Raw genomic sequence first — 17264 nt, 5'->3', positions numbered from 1 at the left:
AGGTTACCGGTCCGTATGGCTGCGAATCGCCCAAAATTCCATGTCCAGCCCCGGGAATTCGCCGGCCAGGTGCAGGGCGAAGGCGCTGGATTTTTCCATCTGTTTCCACAGGTCGCCGCCTTTTTCCAGCTCGAAGTAGGTGTAGCCGGCGTGATAGGGGATCTGGCGCGGCGCGGCGGGCATGGTGCGCAAACCGATGCCCGGCAGCTGCAGCTGCACCAAATCGCGGATGCGCGTGACCGGGGCGATCTTCATCTGCGCCGGGAAATGGGTCAGCAACACCTCGGCGGCCACGTCGGCGCGCACCGCCAGCACGAAACCGAAGTCGCGCATCATTTTGGCGTCCTGCACGGTGGCGACGTTCAGTCCGTGGGAGCGTTCGACCAGCGTCAGCTGAATGGCGTTGTCTTCCAGCACCACCGACAGCCCCTGACGCAGCAACAGCATCAGCTTGCCGAAGCACAGCGCCAGGTTGTCGTGGTCATACACCGGCAGGCGGCCTTCCGGGGTGCGCTGCGCCGAGAAGCTGGCGAGCTCTGTCGCGAACTGCAGCCAATCGGCGAACAGGCGCTCCGGGTGCAGATGGTCGAGATGGTAGGCGTGGCTCACCTGGCCGAGATGGCGGTTGATCAGCTGCAGCAGCATGAAATCGACCATTTCGGAACTGCCGCCGCGGCCCGGCTGCAGCAGACGCTGGCTCATCTGCTGGCTGCGCTGTTGCAGCAGGCCCTGCAGATCGTTGATGAAGGTTTTCAGTACCGGGTTGCCCTGGCAGTTCAGCATCGGCGGGATCTGCGCGGTATCGAGACGCAGGCTGTTGTCGCCGCGTTTTTCCAGCACGCGGGTCACGCCGAGCGCCGTCCATTCGGCGTTGAGTTCGCTCTCCAGCATCAGCCGCAGGCGCAGGCGGCCGAACTGCAGCGCCGCGCTGCCCACCGAGACGGCGTTGAGATCGTCGACTTCGTTCTCGTAAGCCAGATAGCGCGCCAGCGCCTCCGGGCTTTCCTGAAAGATCACGTCTTCACGCCCCGCGCGGTAGGTCGGCAGGGCCAGCACCACGTTTTCACCGGTCTTGTTTTCGGCGATGGTCAGCGGCGCGGGCGCCTGCTGGGCGCCGGAGAAGCGAAACGGCGTGCCGTCCGGCATGATGCCGCTGGCGGCGTTGAGCGCAATCTTGCCCTGGCGCAGCAGCGTTTGGTCCAGATCCAGGGTGAGGAACCCCCAGAAACAGCCGCTGTGGGCCTGGCCCCAGTTGCGCATATAGCCTTCGAGATAGTTTTCCGCCTGCTGGAAATGGTGAGGGCGCAAAAACATCCCCTCAGTCCAGACAACCTTATGAGCATCTTTCATCATCACACCTATAGTTACTTCGCTTCAGCGCAGCGGTAGGTCAGTCGACCTTTTTTACGGGGCGCAGGCCACTCACGCCCGCGACGATATGCGCTTCCAGCTCATCCGGCGAGAATTGCCATACCTTGTAGAAATTGGTTTCGGTAGGTTCCGGCAGCGGCAGTGAAATGCGCCAGGTCTTGCCGTCCAGATTTTGATACTCGGCGATCACGCCGATGTAACGCGCGTCCAACGCGCTTTGCCCACCGAGCTTCTTGCCGGTCTGGCCCGGCGTCAGGAAGAACTGATCGCTGTCCAGCAGGCTGTTGCCGAGCACGCTTTTGGCGTCGTTTTGCAGACTGAAGAAGTCGGCATCCATGAATTCCGCATCCGAACGCAGCAGCAGCACGCGAATTTTTATCGGCGCCGGTTGTGCGCCGGCGGCGGCGTTGACCTGGCGATCGGCATCGAACACCAGGCTATAACGCGACGGCACGCTTTTGGCGGAAGACATGCAACCGCCGAGCGCCAGCGCGCCCAGCAGCAGAAACAACATCCCGCACCAGCGGGAAGCGATAGGGGTCGTCATAATGGGAATCTCGTCGCCCGCAGGCGTGCTGACTACTGGAGGATCCAGGTGGCTGAGCCGGCGTTTTTACACGCCTTGCTGTCGCCGCCGACTTTGACGCAGTCCTGTTTGGCGGCGCGCGCGCGGCGCGGCAGATCTTTGCGCAGCGTCGATTTGTAGCGCGCTTCCGGCACGCCGGCGTTGGCCTGGATATAACCCATCAGGTCGCCCCCGCGGATGGCGGAGATCGCCAGCCAGTTGTTTTCCACTTCGCCCAGCGCGTAGAACGCGGCGGCGTTGTCCAGGCTGCCGACGGCGGTGCCGGTATAATTCGGGCTGCTCATGATGCTGGCGGCATACAGACTGCGGTACTCCTCACCGATCGGCTTGAACTGTTTCGGCGCGCTTACCGCGGCGCGGTGCTGCAGCGTGACGCCGTTGACTTCACTGCTGACGAGGGCGTCGTTATTGAGTGCCGGCGGCGGCGGCGGCGGGGTGGAACAACCGGCAAGCGTCAGGGCGGTCAGCAGCGTCAGGGTAATCCGTGTTTTCACAATATCCTCTTTTCTTGTTTGAATGGCTGTGTAATAAGGCGCCGTCATCAGGGCGCAAGCAGCAACACTTTTAATTGGCTCGGCACGATGCGCATGCCGAGCGCGTTGGTGGAATTCTGCAGGCTGAGGCTGGTCAGCCGGGTGGCCGGGGTGCCTTTGAGCAGCACGGTAAAGGCGCCGGTCAGGTGGCGGGACGGCCCCATTACCGTCCCGGAAGCGACGCCGGTGGCCACGCCGGGGTTGTCGCCGTTGGTCAGCGGCGTCACCGTCGCCATGTTGTGCGCCGGGGTGCCGACGAACAGAATGTTGAACGCGTTCGGGATGGCGGTCGGCGCCAGGGCGATATCCGGGTAGGGCACGGGCACCGGCGCCGGGCTTGGCGTCAGACAGACGTCGGGAAACGCCAGGTCCACGCCGATCATTTGGCTGTTGGCAAACATAAAAGGCCTCCGCAGGTTATCCGACGTGGATTTGTTCCGAATCCAGTTTGGTGATGTCTTTTGAGGTAATGAGCGTGTTGCGGGCATGAATGCGGGCGTAATCTTCCGCTTGATAATCCAGCTGCCCGGCGCGCACGTGCTCGGTTTGGCGCACTTTGCGGAACAGCGAATGGCTGATCTGGCTGACCGAATGCCACAGCGACTCGCAGCGTTTACCGACCAGGCGGCTGATGCTGACGAAGGCCGACAGCTCCTCGCCGCTGTATTTCATTTTGTCGACGTGGCAGTCGCCGCTGTTGGCCTGCAGCGTCATGGCGTCGCCGCTCAGTTTCAGCGCCTGCGCGCTGTGCAGCGACAGCGAACCGTTTGGCGTTTCAATTTGCAGGTCGCCTGCGACGCAGAGCCGCGCCGCGCTTTGCGGTTCTGCGCGCTCGAGGACGGCGATCGCCCACAGCTGGTGGCCGCAGCCGGCGACCAGCACGCTATCGCCGAGGGCCGGCGTCAGCAGGCAGCTCGCCGCCCGGCGGCAATGCCAGCCGCGGCCTTCACATTCCACTATCAGGCTGCCGTCCGGCAACAGGTTGACGACCTGGCCGGCGGCCTGTTGGGGCGGTGCGATGTTGACGGCGCGAGTTGTGTTGGCAACGCTCATGGTGATCCCCTCGTGAAGTGGTCAATGCATTCAGATTCGGCTCTGGCGCTGTGCGCTCCAGGTTTCGGCGGCGTACAGCTCTTCGTCGCGCTCGAGGATCCCGTTGCGATCGCCCCAGCGCGTTTGCTGCTGGTGGGCACGATGCATGCTGGTGCGCATAAAGCGCGCGCGCCGGAAATCGGCGGCACCGATGTCGGCATAACAGAAATCGGCGTAGGTCAGGTCGCTGTCGCTGAAATCACAGCGTGCTGCACGGCTGCGCTGGAACACGCATTGATACAGGCGCGCCTGGCTGAAGTTGGCGGCGTCCAACGTCGCTTCGCTGAAGATCGCCTGATCGAACTGCCCGCCACGGCACTGCGCCTGAGTCAGGTTGGCCTCCAACCACAGCGACTGTTGCGCCTGCACGCCCGCCAGGTTGGCGCGCCGCAGCGAAGCGCCCTTGAAATTGCTCTGGCGCAGCGTCGCCTGGCTAAAATCGACGTCGTCCAATTGGTTATCGGTAAACTGGCAGGCGATCAGGCGCTGCCCGGCGTAACTTTTGCCTCGATGGTCACATTCGAAAAACGTGACGCGGTCGAAATCTACCCCATCAAGCCCTGTCTCACAGAGGTTTAAGCGAAAGAACGTGACAAGGGATAACCGCGCCTGATTCAACGCAGCGCCGCTGAGCGGGCTTTCGTAGAAGGTGGTGCGATCGTGCTGAGTGGCGGAAAAGTTCGCGCCGGCCAATTGGCATGACATCCAGTGGCTTTGGTTGAGCGACAGCCGGCTGAAGTCGCTCTGTTCAAGCCGGCAGTCGTTGAACATCGTCAGTTCGATATGGCTCTCGTTGAAGCGGCCGCCCGACATGGCGCACTGATTGAAGGCCGTTTGCTTCAGGTTCGCCCGTGCAAATTGCGCATGCTCGAGCCGGCAATCGCTGAAGACGCTGTCGCGCAGATCGCAATCGGAGAAGTTCACGCCGTTCAGGTTCAGTTCGTTGAACATGCCACCGGCCAAATCCATACCGGCGAATGACAGGCCGTGCAAATCCTCACCGGCAATCAGCTCGCCGCGTTTCACGCGCTGGCGTATCTGCTCAGGTTTTGAGGTCATACTTCCTTCCCGTTGTGGCGAGGCAATGTTTTCACCCTGGCGGTATAGGCACCGTCGAGCCGGGTCGCCTGATCCACTTGGGATTGCGACAGGTCTGCCCGGAACAGATTGGCGCCCTGCAGGTCGGCGCCTGACAGCACGCATTTTTGCAGGATAGCCGCAATGAAACTGGCGTCGCGCAGGTTGGCGCGAGACAGATCGCTGCGGATGAACAGGCTGCCGCTGCCGTTGGCCTGACGGAAATCGGCCTCGTTCAGCCGGGTTTCCGACAGGTCGCAGTTGTCGAGGCGCGCCCGGCTGAAATTAGCCCGCTGCAACGGCATCTGGCGCAAATTGCACTGGTTTAGCGTCGCGTCGCTGAAATCCGCCTGCGGCAACAGCGTCTTTGCCGCAAAGGCGCAGGCCGTGAGGCGTGCGGCGCGGAAGCTGAGGCTTTGCGTCTCGGTATCAACCCAGGCGCAGCTTTCCAGCCGCGCCCGATCGAAGTTCACCGCCTGCAGCCGGCATTTGACGAAGCTGACTTTGTCGAGCCGGGCGTGGCTGAATGTCAGTTGCTCCAACTGCAGCTCCATCAGCGTAATGTTGGCCAGCGTGGCGCGGCTGAAATCACACAGCCCGAGCAAGGTTTCGTATCCCAGCAAATCGCGTAATGACGCCATCGTGAAATCGCAGCGTTGAAACAACGTTTGCTGAATGTTGGTTTCGTGCAGCTGCGCGCCGCCGAAATTCGTCGCTTCGCATTTCGCCAGGGCCAAAGAGGCGTGGCTCAGATCGGCCTGCTGCAAGACGGCGCCGCTGAGATCGGCGCGCGCCAACATCGCCTCGCGAAGATCGCAACCCACCAGTTGGGTTTGGCGCAGATTGGCGTTTTCCAGCAAAGCGCCGCGCAAGTTAGCCTGGCAGAGATCCATGCCGGACAGATCGGCGCCGGTGAGATCAAGACCGCTGAGATCCTTATCGCGCAGCATGGCGGCGGCGACGCGTTGGCGAATGATTTGCGCCAGATCGCCGCTTAAACGCAGTGCAGGGCTTTGCGCCTGTGCCGACATTAAATACATTTGGTGCAGCGCGCGCTCGCTTTCCCCCAGCTGTTTGTCGCTAAACGCGTCGGGATGCTGGCGCGCCTCCTGGAACAGCAGATCGCGCTGCTGCTGGTAGCTTTCCGCACCGGATGGCGGCACGTGATCCCCACCGGGGTTGAGCGGATCGATACCCTCGGCTTGCGCCAGCTTGAGCATGTCCTGATACTGCGCCTCGGCCTGGTTTTCCAGACGCTCGACGAATTCGGCGAGCTCGTCCAGCTTCGGCGGCGCTTCTTGCGACGGCAGCGGGAACAGTTCATCGATGTCCTGACCTTCACGCAGCAGACGCAGGCGATGCTCTTCGCGTTGTTGGTGTTCGTAGGCGGCGATATTTTCCGCCATCGGGCTTTGCTGCGTCGGCGTTTCCGTATCCAGCCAGGCGCCGATGCACGCTTCCGGCAGTAACTCTTGTTCACGAAAAGCGTGTAAAGCCCCCCGTTCTTTATCCAGCCGCTGGGCCAACACCTGCCGATAATGCGCGATGGAGCGGGGCTCGCCATCGGTTTCCAGGGCCGGCATCAGCTGCATCACGTCGGCGGCATCGTCCTCATTGATGCGCGCGCTACCCTGATAGATCAACAGCATTTGTTCCCGATGCGGGAAGAACCAGACGGTGGTATGGCGCATCGCAATCTCTTCGAAATGCGTTTCGCCGCCGCGCAGTCGGTTGATGAAGCAGCGCGCGCGCCACGGCGGCAAATGCCCTTGCTGTACCGGTTCTGAAGGGTGCATGTTCCAAATCCGATAGGCAGCCCGGGGCGGCAAGCTGTCGCGTTGAGGAAACTGCTGATCGCTGTCCGCCATGTTGAACAGGCGCCAGTCGATATCGTTGGCGAAGCCGGGAAAGCCGTTTTTCAACCAGTCGGCGTCGTAGTTTTTACCGATGCGGGAGAAGCGGCGTGGCCAGGTGATATCCAACGCGTCAAAGCTTGCCGGTTGCGCGCTTTGCCGAGGAGACGCGAGGCGCCCCTGCAGCGGTTCAACATTGGGTAGGCGATGGATACGGCCTTGCGGAAATGTTTCTGGAGTGGCGCCGATGCCGTGCGGATTATCGGCGAACTGGGTGCCGCCGTAAGCCCGGCGCCAGTCCAGACGCATTTCTGCAAAAGGGAGGGGAGTGGAGGGACGATCGTTGATCCAGTGGCGATCGCCGAAAACCACCAGCGTTTTTTCCAGAGAATCCAGCTGGATCTTCACGGCGCAAGCGGTTTTGTCTTGTTGATGGTGGGTGTAGGCGTTGCCGGTAGCGAGAAACTCCGCGCAGGCTTTCGGGATAGCCAGATCGAGCACGCCGCCGCTCAACGCGAGTTCGTCGGCGGCCAACTGCCACAGCTCCGGTTCGGGACGCAGGCGCGGGGAGGCCCCCATGTCGGCCAAGGCCAAAACGGAAACGCCCAGATAGTTTTGCCCTTGCCAAGAGAAGGGGCGATGAAGCGCGCTGAGGCGCAGAGGTTTTACGACTTTCATTGTGTGTGTAAAGCTTCCTGTGGATATCAGCTGGCAGCCAGGCTGCTTGCTCAAAAACAATCCGTTTTTCGGTTTAATAGATATCAGGCTATGTCACAACAGATGAAGAAAACGATGCGGCGTTAAGCGCCGATCGCTAATGCGGGGAGAGCCCCGCTTCGAAATGGATGATCAAGAGGACAGTGCGCTGTCCTTCCCGTTTATTCCGCGAACCAACAGCACGGCGGCCACGGATAACGCCGCGGCGATCGCCTTGGCGGTAAATTGGCCGACGCTCTCCAGATGATAGGGCGCAAAAAAACCGACGCCGGCGGTGCCCAGAATCAACAGCGCGGCGAGCGCTGCAAAACAGGGCAGCTCTATCGCCAGCGCCAGTCTGCCGGTGGGCGCCGCACCCAGGTAACCCATCAAAAAACCGGGCAAAATCAGGAAACCGATCAGTTCTGCGGGGGCATTCACCGCAGACATCACCTGCTGGTTGTATTTCAGCAGCGCCAGCATCAGCGCGACAAAGATCAGCAACCGTACAGGCAACGCGGCCGCTCGGCTTGCCGACAAAAAGGTTTTGCCGATCGCGGCGAGCAATACGCAGCCAACCAGGATGCCAAAGAAGGTAAACAGGATTTGCCCCCAGAGGCTGTCCTGCGTCGAAAAGGCAATGAACGCGCCCATCGTGACACTTCCTTATGCAAGGTGATTTAGCGAACTGATGAACGGTAAGCCGTTTGCGGAACGTTGAAATCGGATCGCGTGGTTGAAGGGATCGTTTTCGCTCAAAGTCGCGAAAGCTCTTCGATCACCGCTTTTTTTGGGTTCTTCGGGTCGTACTTTATCGCGATGAAATGGCCCGGCTGATAACGCGGCAAATCCACGACGCTGATCGGGCCTTTCGCCACCGCCGTATGGTTTTTTCCGTCTTGGGCGATGTACTTGACTTCGACTTCGCAGACCGGTCGATTCCCATCCCACAGGTTGGTCTGGCGAATGCTGACGATTTGCCCTGAGGCGGAAATACCGTTCTCCATCACGCTGAGGGACGAACCGATATGTTTGAAATAGCCCCAGATATCGACCGTGATAAATTTGAAAAAGCCCACCAGGCTGAGGATGGGAGCCAATAAAATCAAACCGATAACGGTGAAAACATTTTTGGCCTTCGACATGGGAGTCCCTTTACAAGAAGATCGCCAGCGCCTTGGTGCTCAACCGTAAGGCGCCGTTGGTGACCAGCGCGCCAAGCTGAGTGAACGTCATGGGATCATTACTGAGCTTGAAATTGGTTTTGCTGATCGACAGCGGGTTGTGCGAGATATCCAGCATCGTGTGTTTCAGGCTGGTTGCCGTCAACGAAAGATTGGATCCGTAGAAGGCAAAGTTGGCCCCGGTCGCCACCCATTTCCAACCGTGGCAGTTATCTTTCCAGCTCGGTGTTTGCACCGAGACGCCGTCCGCGCTGGTGATATCGATGGTTTTCGCCTTGATGGTCAGCGTGCCGGTTATTGTCGTGTTCTGGTTGTTGTTGTAGGTTTCGGTGACATCCCCGGTCACGGTGGCCGTCTGACCGCCCGCTTCAATCGTCAGAATTTGCCCGCCGGCGGTGATGGTGGTGTGCTGGCCGCCGGAGGTGATGTTGACCGTCTGCCCCTGCTTGATGGTGCTGGTCTGTTGCCCTTCGGTAATGTCGAGGGTCTGGTTGCCTTTCACCGTGACATGCTGGGTTTGCGTAATGTTTTGCGTCTGCGCGCCGTCAAGCTTGAAGGTCTGATTGCCGGTGATGTCGATTTTATCGCCGCCGTCGATAATCGTCAGGTCGCGGCCGCCTTTGATGTTCACCGTCTGGTGAGCGTTCAGGTTGGCGGTTTCCAGCCCATTGACGGTAGTCGTGCGTTTCGCTTTGTACAGGAACGTGGCGTCGCCGGTGACGGTGTCGTCCTGCTGGCGCCCGATGGTGGTGGTGCGACTGCCGTCAATATTGACGTTCTTGTCGTTCTCCACCGTCATGTTCATGTTGCGTTCGGCATGCATGTCGAACGATTCGTTGCCGGGCGAGTCTTCCAGGAACAGAAAGCTGGCGTTGTCGGCACCGCCGCCTTTACTGCGGCTCATAAAGCCCATTTTAGTGGCGTCGCCAGGCAGATCCCACGGCGGCATGCTGTCTTCGTTGTAAACGCGGCCGGTGATGATAGGGCGATCCGGATCGCCGTTGATAAAGTCGACCACCACTTCCTCACCCACGCGCGGGATCTGGATCCCGCCGTATTTCCAGCCGGCCCAGGCGCTGGAGACGCGCACCCAGCAGGAGCTGGTTTCATTGCCGCTGCCGTGGCGATCCCAACGGAATTTGAGTTTCACCCGGCCATATTTATCGGTCCAGATGCTTTCCCCTTCCGGTCCTACCACTTCGGCAGTTTGCGGGCCATGGGTTTTCGGCCAGGGCGTGGTGCGCGCCGGGCGCCAATTGATGTCCGCCGGAACGACCTGAAATTCGGTTCGCTGCTCGCCAACATCGTTATCGTTGCTGGCGTAGCTGTTTTCCTGCATGAAGTAATGCGCGCTGACCACCAGGTAGGTGCGGTTGTCTTCCATACGCGGCGCCTGGGTCAGTTGAAAACGGTAGCCGGGTGCAATGCCCTGCGAATTGCCTTCGCCGCTCATCTGCTCGTGCTGCGCTTCGAACTCCTGCTGGCGAACCTTGACGTAAAACTGGCCGTGGGCGTGATCGGTATAACGGCCGGGCCAGTCGAACACCTCGGCTTTGTCCTGCGCGAACGAGGCGGGATTTTGCCGGGCCTCCAACAACCGCGCGCGCGGCTTGCGAAAATCGTAGTCATCCAGGCTATAGAGGCTGGGCGTGATGGCGTCAGAAACGCTCCAGCTGTTGATGCTGTCTTTGTTTTCCACCAGGCCGCCTTCCGCGAGCTGATAGGGAATGCTGGCGTAGCCGGCGAGTTCCTGATGTGCCGACGGCGCGTCAGCCAGCACCAGCGTATGGCCGTCTTGTTGGTGCGTGAAATAGTAATAGATGCCTTCGTGTTCCATCAGGCGACTGATGAAATCGAAATCGCTCTCCTGGTACTGCACGCAGTACCCCCAGATACGGTAGTCGTAACTCAGGCGGTTATCGATTTTCACCTGATACTGCCCCAGCACCTGAGTCAGGATGTCGGGAACGGTCTTTTCCTGGTAGATGCGAAAATCGCGGTTTTGCGTTAGATACCACAGCGTGGGGCGCAGCACGGCGCGGTAGATATAGTAACGGTTGCCGCCGGCTTCTCGTCCGGAGAGGGTCATGCGCGTGATATTGCCGTTGAGATAACGCGGTGCCAGCGGATTGCCCCGCAGCTCCAGCGTGATTTTTTGTCCCAGCAGCGCTTTCAGATCGAGCCGATTGTCAGGACTGAGCAGTTCGACGTCGAATTCGAACAATCCGGCCAGTTTTTCCTCGCCGGAAAGGCTTCTGAACAACAGCTGATGGGAGGGCAAAGGTGTGTGCGCAATGATAAGACGATCCATACTATTCCCCGCTTTAGGCATAGCTACCGCACGAGAATTGACGCGCGATCCCGATGGCGTATCTGTCACGAATGGAGACAGGAACTGACGAAAGATTTAACAAAGTTTACACAAAGGCACGATTTGTGCAGTCTACAATAGAGCTCTGCATTTGCAAAATAGCCTTGTGGATCAATGCTCAATTCGTTAACTTGCTCACGATCTTGTTTTTTATCACCTAAAACATATAGATACGGGTAGATCGTTTTTTATCTCAAATTATTGGAAAATTGGTAATACCAAAAAATAAATATGTAACACTTAAGTCAACGTGTTTATAAAACAACTCTTTTTTTACGTAAAAAAAGTCACTGACTGTTTTTTATCCTTACCATTTGCCAGTTAAAGATGATCAAATATATAAATTTGGCGAATGTTAATTCGGATGATTCCTATTTGGTGGGCGTCCCAGCGCCCACCGACGGGCCCGGGAACAGGCGTTTGAACGGTTGAAAATGCAGCGTATGCCGTCGTTAACGTGAGGAGGCGGCGAAGGGGAGTTGGCCTATCAGCTCACAGAGCCAGATTAACGCCGGGTCGCGTTGCGCCTGCCGGCCGGCGATCAGCTCAATGGGGAAAGGCGCGATGGCCAACTCGTCAGGCAGCGGGAGAATGCGTACGCGTTGTGGATCGGAAAAATGCCGGGCCGCGCTGGCGGCCAGGGTGGCGATCAGATCGCTGTCGGCGACCACGGCCGGCAGAGCGGCAATATGTGAAAAGGTCACGGCGACGCGCCGTTGACCGCCGATTTCCGCCAGGCGCCGGTCGACCAATCCCCTGGCAGAGCCGTCGTCTGCGGGTGCGTACAGCCCATGCGGCAGGCTGAGGTAGCGTGCCAGATCCCAGCGGCCATCCGCCAACTGTGGGTGTGAACGGCTGGCGATACACACCAGATGTTCTTCAAACAACGTGCGCACATAGTGGCTTTCCGCTCCGGAAAGGTGCCCTCCCAGCGCGATATCCACCTCGCCGCGATCCAGTTGCCGGTAAATATTGTGGCGATCCAGGCGCGAAACGCGAATATCGATGCCGGGTGCTGTCTGACGTAACCGACTGATGATAGCGGGCAGCAGCAGGATATCGGCATAGTCGCCGGCCGCCAGCGTAAAGCGCCGCTGCCCGGCGGTGGCCGGATCGAAACGGGCAGGGGGCGCCAACGCCAGATGGATCTGTTCAAGCACCTGCTGTATCTGCGGCATAAGCTGATGGGCGCGTGGCGTAGGCGCCATGCCGCCGCCGCTGCGAACAAACAGCGGATCGTTCAGCAGCGTGCGCAGCCGTGCCAAGGCATTGCTGACGGAGGGCTGGGCGCGGTTAAGACGCCGGCCTGCGGCGGTGACGTTGCGCGTCTGATATAGCGCCTCGAACACCACCAGCAAGTTGAGATCGACGTTGGCTAAATTCATTTTATGAATACTCTATATACAGATAATCCATTTCCGGAATCATACTGCGTTCTTTAGGCTGGTAGCACACGAATTTAGCCTTCAATCAGGGGAAATGATGAACAAAGTCTTGATCACCGGCATTGAGCCGTTCGATGGCGATGCGGTGAATCCTTCCTGGCAGATTGCGCAGGCGTTGGCCGGTGAGCGTATCGCCGGCGCGGAGATCGCGGTGCTCGAGCTACCTTGCGTGTTGGGCGAGGCCAATCAGCAATTGATCGCGGCGATTGAGGCGCTGCAGCCGCTGGCGGTGATTTGTCTGGGCCTGGCCGCCGGCCGGGCCGAGATATCGTTGGAACGGGTGGCCATCAATTTGATCGATGCCCGCATTCCCGACAATGCCGGTAAACAGCCGGTCGACATACCGGTGGTGGCCGGCGGGCCGGTGGGGTATTTCAGCACGTTGCCGGTCAAGGCCGCAGTGCAGCAGCTGCGCCGACAGGGGATCCCGGCGGCGGTCTCTTATACGGCAGGTACCTATAACTGCAACCATATTTTTTACGGTCTGCGGCACTATCTCGAGACGCAGCACGCGAGGGTCAGGGGCGGATTCGTGCATATTCCGTACAGCCATGCACTGGCGGCAGCGCATCCGGGCAAGCCGAGTATGGCGCTGGCGACGATGGTGGAAGCGGTGCGCACTATTGTGCAGGTGACGCTGACGGTCGAGGAAGATGTGCGATTCGGCGACGGCGCCGTACATTAACAGCAGGGCGTGGTACGCCACGCCCTGCTACGGGTTATTCATCGGCGACGCGGATCACCAGTTTGCCGAAGTTTTTGCCCTGCAGCAGGCCGATAAACGCCTGCGGCGCCTGCTCCAGTCCGTCGACGATGTCCTCGCGGAACTTGATTTTCCCCTGTTCGACCCAGATGCTCATTTGTTGCAGGAACTCATCAAAGCGCGAGCCGTAGTCGTCGAAGATGATAAAGCCCTGCATACGGATGCGTTTGCGCAGGATCAGCCCTTCCAGCAGCGGCAAGCGGTCCGGCCCCGCAGGTAACCCGGTGGCATTGTAATGGGCGATGATGCCGCATACCGGAATGCGGGCTTTGGCGTTCAACAGCGGCAGTACGGCGTCGAACACCGCCCCACCGACGTTTTCGTAATAGATGTCGATGCCTTTAGGGCAGGCGGACGCCAGCTGTTCGGCAAAGTCAGGGGCGCGGTGATCGATACAGGCGTCGAAACCCAACTCTTCCACCACATAGCGGCATTTTTCCGCCCCGCCGGCAACGCCGACGACGCGGCAGCCTTTCAGCTTCCCGATTTGGCCGACCACTGAACCGACTGCACCGCTGGCGGCAGCCACCACCAGCGTTTCACCCGCCTGCGGTTGACCGATATCGAGCAGCCCCATGTAAGCGGTAAACCCCGGCATGCCCAGCACGCCCAGCAGGCGGGAAGGATGCGGCAGGTGCGGGCCGAGGTTGCGCAGGCCGCTACCGTCGGACAGGGCATAATCTTGCCAGCCGTCATAACCCAACACCCAATCGCCGACGTTGAAGTCGGGATGCTGTGAGACCGCGACGCGCGATACCGTGCCGCCCACCATCACCTGACCGATCTCGACCGGCGGCGCGTAGGAAGGGGCATCGCTCATGCGCCCGCGCATATAAGGATCCAGCGACAGATAAACGGTACGCAGCACCAGCTGCCCGGCGCCGGGCTGTGGCACGGGGACAGTGTCGAGACGGAAGTTCGCCGCCGTCGGTTCACCGTGCGGACGCGAAGCCAGCAGGAAGCGGCGGTTCTGTTGAGAAGGGGACATCGAAAGCTCCTTTGCGTTGCGACAAACAAGATTCGTTAAGCCTAGTTCAGGGGCGGCAAGGCAACGTTACCGAATGTGCTTAGCCTTAGAGCGGAACGATCAGCACGTCGATATGGCTGATATTGATAAAGCGGGCGGCGGAACAGGAGACCTTATTCATCATGCCGTCACGATGATTGCCGCACAGCAGGAGGTCGAACGGCTGACGGCGGCTGGCGTATTCCAGGCTGTCACCCAGCTCGCCGTGCACGATCAACGTATTGGCGATCGGGTAACCGGCGCGTTGACGCAGTTCTTCCATAAACAACCGGGTTTCCTCCTCCATCAACGAGCGTAAATCGCCCAGCATCGGCCCGGCGAAATTATTGTACATTTCCGGGTTGGCGAGGGTGCTTAACAAGGTGATGCTGCCGCCGTAAGGGCGAACGATGGAGACGGCCTTTTCCACCAGGCGGTGGCTGTCAGGGGCAACGGCGACGGTGACCAGAACGTTTTGATACCCCATATCCTACTCCTTGTTGTATCCATCGTGTTTCAGGCTGCCGCATCGGCGGCCTTGGTGGAAGTACTGCGTCGGATAAAGGGTAGAACCTGGCGAGGGTAATAAATGTGTTTCGCATCACGCGCGGCAATAAAAGCCGAATTTGCCCCGGTTATATAGCAATAAAAGATAAAACCGTTGCCGCACGTAATTTCACTGAATTAAAGCACCTGCGCCCACAGCGTTTTCGGCACCTTGCCCAGATCGAACAGTTTACCGGCCACCAACTCGGCGCGACGGTGGTCGGCGGCACGGTACATATTGCTCATTTCCGTATCGTTTTCAATGGAGTAGTTCAGTTTGTCGTACACCTTCTCCAGGCTGTCCAAAGAGGAGCATTTACGGAATGTCAGCAGATATTCGAGCGTATCAGTCATGATTAAAATATAGCCTGTTAATAGTTAAAGCCGGGTGAATAACACATCGGCGGCTCACGGCGGCGCCGTCGAGGCAGCGATGTACGACCTGACAAAAATCATTTCAAGTAGATAAATTGCACTGGGTAATGATGTCGCGCCGCCCGTGGCGGCGCTTTGATAAATCATAATATGCCCGTGCGCCGTCAGCAATCTCATCCTGCTGATAAATGAAGAAATAGGGAAAGTCTCAGAGCGAGGCTGCACGGGATGGCGGCAGAAGCACCGCGGTTCCTACTGCGCGCAAGTTCGCGCCGTCGTTTTGCGGCGTTTTCTTCACCTGCCCTAAGAGGCGCAACGGCATTACGCGGTGTTTGTTGCCGCCGCTTGCGTTGAAAAGCCGTTTTTCTCGATGGAGAAATATGAAGAGTAAAACAAAACTGCGTTTTATTTTATCGCGATGAAGGGAGGGGAATGGGGGGCTGGTTAATAATTTATTCACCTGGGGAATAATTATAACGGCAACAGAAAAAGAAATAAAAAGCATTAAAGTTTTATGGATTTCTGCCGATATGGCGTTTTGGGGGAATTTAACTCAGAAAAAATATTCTTGCATCGTGCTAATACAGAAACATATCGTTACGTCTGTTAGCTTGTTCACTACGCCTACGAATCATTGATAAGCCTTAATCACCTGATGTTGAAAATTAGAACAGCCTCAGGCTGAGGGCTTAAGTCAAATCCGATAGCTAATAACCTCATAGTTTACATTGGTTATTTTTCAGCTTGGATATTTTTCAGTAACTCAAATGGTTATTTATACTGAGTTTGTTGCCTATATGCAGATTTTTGTTCTGTTATTTTGGTTTGGTGATGCTTTTGTTCGAATTGATCTAAAAAAGATAATTTTTTGGCGCATAAACATTGTTTTTAAGACGTTTTTTTACCTATGGTTATTTTATAAGCAAAATGACGGTCAATAAGTGAGCGTATTTGGGTGTATTTGGCTTAATTATTTTTTATTTTTGTGATCTATGTCACATTGTATTTAAAATTGCCTCTCACTTACATTGTGTGTGCTAATGGTTCGGGGGTAGAGTTGCGCTGCTTTAGGAATAATCTTATTAAATTTGTAAAAATAGTTTCATGGTGACTAAACACTATCGAAGCAGAATGCTGTACATCCATACACGTTGGTTTACGCTCGTAGCAAATACTGAACAGTGGTCGAATTTAGCGATTGTCGAAAATTATAGCAGTCGTTTTTGAGCGATTAATTTGCCAACTTTGGGAAACAACCCAAGTCACGGGCGATAAAATTTATCACCCAGCGTATGTTTTTAAACATAGTCTGTCGGGATGGGGAATATGGGTACGTCTGAATTACTTAAGCATATTTATGACATCAATCTGTCATATTTACTTTTAGCACAGCGTTTGATTAACGATGAAAAAGCGTCCGCGATGTTCCGCCTTGGTATTGATGAAACCATGGCCGATGCGCTGGCACAGCTGACTTTGCCGCAAATGGTTAAGCTGGCCGAGACCAACCAGCTGGTTTGCCACTTCCGCTTTAACGAAAGCCAGACCATCGAACGCCTGACCAAAGAGTCGCGCGTCGACGATCTGCAACAAATCCATACCGGCATTTTGCTATCAAGCCATTTACTGCAAGAGCTATCGAGTAAAGACGCTAGCCCGACGAAGAAAAGAGCCTGATGATGGTTGAGAAAAGTATCGTTCAAGAAGCCAAGGACATTCAGCTCGCCATGGAGCTGATTTCGCTGGGAGCCCGATTGCAGATGCTGGAGAGCGAAACTCAGCTCAGCCGTGGGCGCTTGATTAAACTTTACAAGGAGTTACGCGGCAGCCCGCCGCCAAAAGGAATGTTACCGTTCTCAACCGACTGGTTTATGACCTGGGAACAAAATATTCACTCGTCGATGTTTTACAACGCCTACCTGTTTCTGATGAAAAGCGGGCAGTGCAGCGGGGTGGAGGCCGTGATCAAAGCCTATCGCCTCTATCTCGAGCAGTGTCCGCAGCAGGCCGGCGAGGCGCCGTTGCTGGCGCTGACCCGTGCCTGGACGCTGGTGCGCTTCGTCGATAGCGGCATGTTGCAGCTCTCTGCCTGCAGCTGCTGTGGCGGCGCATTTATCACTCATGCGCATCAGCCGCTGAATGGTTTCATCTGCAGTTTATGCCAACCCCCATCCCGCGCCGTAAAAAGACGTAAACTTTCGCCGCAACTGGCCGATATTATTCCTCAACTGCTGGACGAGCAGGTCAAACGCGCCATTTGAGCCGCCACATTGCCGGCTCTCGGCAATGAATACCGACGTGTGATACGCAGGGGCGGCATGCCGCCCCCAGACATGCAGCCTGGTCTGTCGCGCCAGGGCGCGTTT

18 protein-coding genes are annotated in these 17264 nt (G+C 57.6%); 3 read left to right on the top strand and 15 right to left on the bottom strand.

Going from position 1 to position 17264, the window contains the following annotated elements:
- Positions 1-3 precede the first annotated feature (3 nt).
- The 11 genes from tssK to QDT79_RS19275 all read right to left on the bottom strand — a co-directional run bounded on the left by tssK (position 4) and on the right by QDT79_RS19275 (position 12148).
- The gene (gene tssK / locus QDT79_RS19325; RefSeq protein ID WP_048322102.1) at positions 4-1350 is read right to left on the bottom strand and encodes a type VI secretion system baseplate subunit TssK; all 1347 of its coding nucleotides are present in this window, start codon (positions 1348-1350) and stop codon (positions 4-6) included.
- A gap of 40 nt (positions 1351-1390) precedes the next feature.
- Complete coding sequence (tssJ, locus tag QDT79_RS19320; protein ID WP_025303286.1) at positions 1391-1918, bottom strand: type VI secretion system lipoprotein TssJ; 528 nt, start codon at positions 1916-1918, stop codon at positions 1391-1393.
- Positions 1919-1950: 32 nt separating this feature from the next.
- Positions 1951-2451, bottom strand: a complete 501-nt coding sequence (gene tagV, locus QDT79_RS19315) for a type VI secretion system accessory protein TagV (protein WP_063990282.1) — start codon at positions 2449-2451, stop codon at positions 1951-1953.
- Between the two features lie 47 nt (positions 2452-2498).
- Positions 2499-2891, bottom strand: a complete 393-nt coding sequence (locus tag QDT79_RS19310; protein ID WP_004934933.1) for a DUF4150 domain-containing protein — start codon at positions 2889-2891, stop codon at positions 2499-2501.
- A 16-nt stretch (positions 2892-2907) separates the two neighbouring features.
- Positions 2908-3543 carry a DUF3540 domain-containing protein gene (locus tag QDT79_RS19305; protein ID WP_308316922.1) on the bottom strand — a complete coding sequence of 212 codons (636 nt, stop codon included), beginning with the start codon at positions 3541-3543 and terminating at the stop codon, positions 2908-2910.
- Positions 3544-3573: 30 nt separating this feature from the next.
- The gene (locus QDT79_RS19300; protein WP_308316921.1) at positions 3574-4641 is read right to left on the bottom strand and encodes a pentapeptide repeat-containing protein; all 1068 of its coding nucleotides are present in this window, start codon (positions 4639-4641) and stop codon (positions 3574-3576) included.
- Positions 4638-7190 carry a DUF2169 family type VI secretion system accessory protein gene (locus QDT79_RS19295; RefSeq protein ID WP_063990279.1) on the bottom strand — a complete coding sequence of 851 codons (2553 nt, stop codon included), beginning with the start codon at positions 7188-7190 and terminating at the stop codon, positions 4638-4640. The genes QDT79_RS19300 and QDT79_RS19295 overlap by 4 nt, the downstream gene beginning before the upstream one ends.
- Positions 7191-7361: 171 nt before the next feature.
- Positions 7362-7862: a hypothetical protein gene (locus tag QDT79_RS19290; RefSeq protein ID WP_063990278.1), complete on the bottom strand. Its 501-nt coding sequence runs from the start codon at positions 7860-7862 to the stop codon at positions 7362-7364.
- A gap of 101 nt (positions 7863-7963) precedes the next feature.
- The gene (locus tag QDT79_RS19285; RefSeq protein ID WP_004934914.1) at positions 7964-8353 is read right to left on the bottom strand and encodes a DUF3592 domain-containing protein; all 390 of its coding nucleotides are present in this window, start codon (positions 8351-8353) and stop codon (positions 7964-7966) included.
- Positions 8354-8363: 10 nt separating this feature from the next.
- Positions 8364-10703: a type VI secretion system Vgr family protein gene (locus QDT79_RS19280; protein ID WP_107226386.1), complete on the bottom strand. Its 2340-nt coding sequence runs from the start codon at positions 10701-10703 to the stop codon at positions 8364-8366.
- 512 nt (positions 10704-11215) lie between these two features.
- Positions 11216-12148: a LysR family transcriptional regulator gene (locus QDT79_RS19275; RefSeq protein ID WP_063990276.1), complete on the bottom strand. Its 933-nt coding sequence runs from the start codon at positions 12146-12148 to the stop codon at positions 11216-11218.
- Between the two features lie 97 nt (positions 12149-12245).
- Between QDT79_RS19275 and pcp the strand changes: the two genes are divergently transcribed.
- A complete protein-coding gene (gene pcp, locus QDT79_RS19270) occupies positions 12246-12893 on the top strand; it encodes a pyroglutamyl-peptidase I (RefSeq protein ID WP_130018217.1) in 648 nt (215 codons plus the stop codon).
- Positions 12894-12927: 34 nt separating this feature from the next.
- On the opposite strand, the gene curA is transcribed toward pcp, so the two are convergent.
- The 4 genes from curA to QDT79_RS19250 all read right to left on the bottom strand — a co-directional run bounded on the left by curA (position 12928) and on the right by QDT79_RS19250 (position 15403).
- Positions 12928-13959 carry an NADPH-dependent curcumin/dihydrocurcumin reductase gene (curA, locus tag QDT79_RS19265; RefSeq protein ID WP_107226384.1) on the bottom strand — a complete coding sequence of 344 codons (1032 nt, stop codon included), beginning with the start codon at positions 13957-13959 and terminating at the stop codon, positions 12928-12930.
- Between the two features lie 85 nt (positions 13960-14044).
- Positions 14045-14464 carry a universal stress protein UspC gene (gene uspC, locus QDT79_RS19260; protein WP_063990274.1) on the bottom strand — a complete coding sequence of 140 codons (420 nt, stop codon included), beginning with the start codon at positions 14462-14464 and terminating at the stop codon, positions 14045-14047.
- Positions 14465-14661: 197 nt separating this feature from the next.
- Positions 14662-14877 carry a transcription modulator YdgT gene (ydgT, locus tag QDT79_RS19255; RefSeq protein WP_004934895.1) on the bottom strand — a complete coding sequence of 72 codons (216 nt, stop codon included), beginning with the start codon at positions 14875-14877 and terminating at the stop codon, positions 14662-14664.
- 229 nt (positions 14878-15106) lie between these two features.
- The gene (locus tag QDT79_RS19250) at positions 15107-15403 is read right to left on the bottom strand and encodes a hypothetical protein (protein WP_197816073.1); all 297 of its coding nucleotides are present in this window, start codon (positions 15401-15403) and stop codon (positions 15107-15109) included.
- An 821-nt stretch (positions 15404-16224) separates the two neighbouring features.
- Here QDT79_RS19250 and flhD point away from each other — a divergent pair.
- Positions 16225-16575, top strand: a complete 351-nt coding sequence (gene flhD, locus QDT79_RS19245) for a flagellar transcriptional regulator FlhD (protein WP_004934891.1) — start codon at positions 16225-16227, stop codon at positions 16573-16575.
- The gene (gene flhC, locus QDT79_RS19240) at positions 16575-17159 is read left to right on the top strand and encodes a flagellar transcriptional regulator FlhC (protein ID WP_016927281.1); all 585 of its coding nucleotides are present in this window, start codon (positions 16575-16577) and stop codon (positions 17157-17159) included. The genes flhD and flhC overlap by 1 nt, the downstream gene beginning before the upstream one ends.
- Positions 17160-17264: the final 105 nt, after the last annotated feature.

The sequence above is a fragment of the Serratia marcescens genome, assembly GCF_029846115.1.
In the GTDB taxonomy this organism is placed as follows: Bacteria; Pseudomonadota; Gammaproteobacteria; order Enterobacterales; family Enterobacteriaceae; genus Serratia; species Serratia marcescens_L.
This window is presented reverse-complemented; position numbering and strand designations above follow the sequence as displayed.

Coding starts and splice junctions, on each gene's coding strand:
- ydgT (WP_004934895.1), bottom strand. CDS start 14,877: ATGACTGATACGCTCGAATATCTGCTGACATTCCGTAAATGCTCCTCT.
- QDT79_RS19250 (WP_197816073.1), bottom strand. CDS start 15,403: ATGCTTTTTATTTCTTTTTCTGTTGCCGTTATAATTATTCCCCAGGTG.
- QDT79_RS19295 (WP_063990279.1), bottom strand. CDS start 7,190: ATGAAAGTCGTAAAACCTCTGCGCCTCAGCGCGCTTCATCGCCCCTTC.
- flhD (WP_004934891.1), top strand. CDS start 16,225: ATGGGTACGTCTGAATTACTTAAGCATATTTATGACATCAATCTGTCA.
- curA (WP_107226384.1), bottom strand. CDS start 13,959: ATGTCCCCTTCTCAACAGAACCGCCGCTTCCTGCTGGCTTCGCGTCCG.
- QDT79_RS19280 (WP_107226386.1), bottom strand. CDS start 10,703: ATGGATCGTCTTATCATTGCGCACACACCTTTGCCCTCCCATCAGCTG.
- tssK (WP_048322102.1), bottom strand. CDS start 1,350: ATGAAAGATGCTCATAAGGTTGTCTGGACTGAGGGGATGTTTTTGCGC.
- QDT79_RS19310 (WP_004934933.1), bottom strand. CDS start 2,891: ATGTTTGCCAACAGCCAAATGATCGGCGTGGACCTGGCGTTTCCCGAC.
- QDT79_RS19275 (WP_063990276.1), bottom strand. CDS start 12,148: ATGAATTTAGCCAACGTCGATCTCAACTTGCTGGTGGTGTTCGAGGCG.
- QDT79_RS19300 (WP_308316921.1), bottom strand. CDS start 4,641: ATGACCTCAAAACCTGAGCAGATACGCCAGCGCGTGAAACGCGGCGAG.
- uspC (WP_063990274.1), bottom strand. CDS start 14,464: ATGGGGTATCAAAACGTTCTGGTCACCGTCGCCGTTGCCCCTGACAGC.
- QDT79_RS19285 (WP_004934914.1), bottom strand. CDS start 8,353: ATGTCGAAGGCCAAAAATGTTTTCACCGTTATCGGTTTGATTTTATTG.
- tssJ (WP_025303286.1), bottom strand. CDS start 1,918: ATGACGACCCCTATCGCTTCCCGCTGGTGCGGGATGTTGTTTCTGCTG.
- QDT79_RS19305 (WP_308316922.1), bottom strand. CDS start 3,543: ATGAGCGTTGCCAACACAACTCGCGCCGTCAACATCGCACCGCCCCAA.
- flhC (WP_016927281.1), top strand. CDS start 16,575: ATGATGGTTGAGAAAAGTATCGTTCAAGAAGCCAAGGACATTCAGCTC.
- QDT79_RS19290 (WP_063990278.1), bottom strand. CDS start 7,862: ATGGGCGCGTTCATTGCCTTTTCGACGCAGGACAGCCTCTGGGGGCAA.
- pcp (WP_130018217.1), top strand. CDS start 12,246: ATGAACAAAGTCTTGATCACCGGCATTGAGCCGTTCGATGGCGATGCG.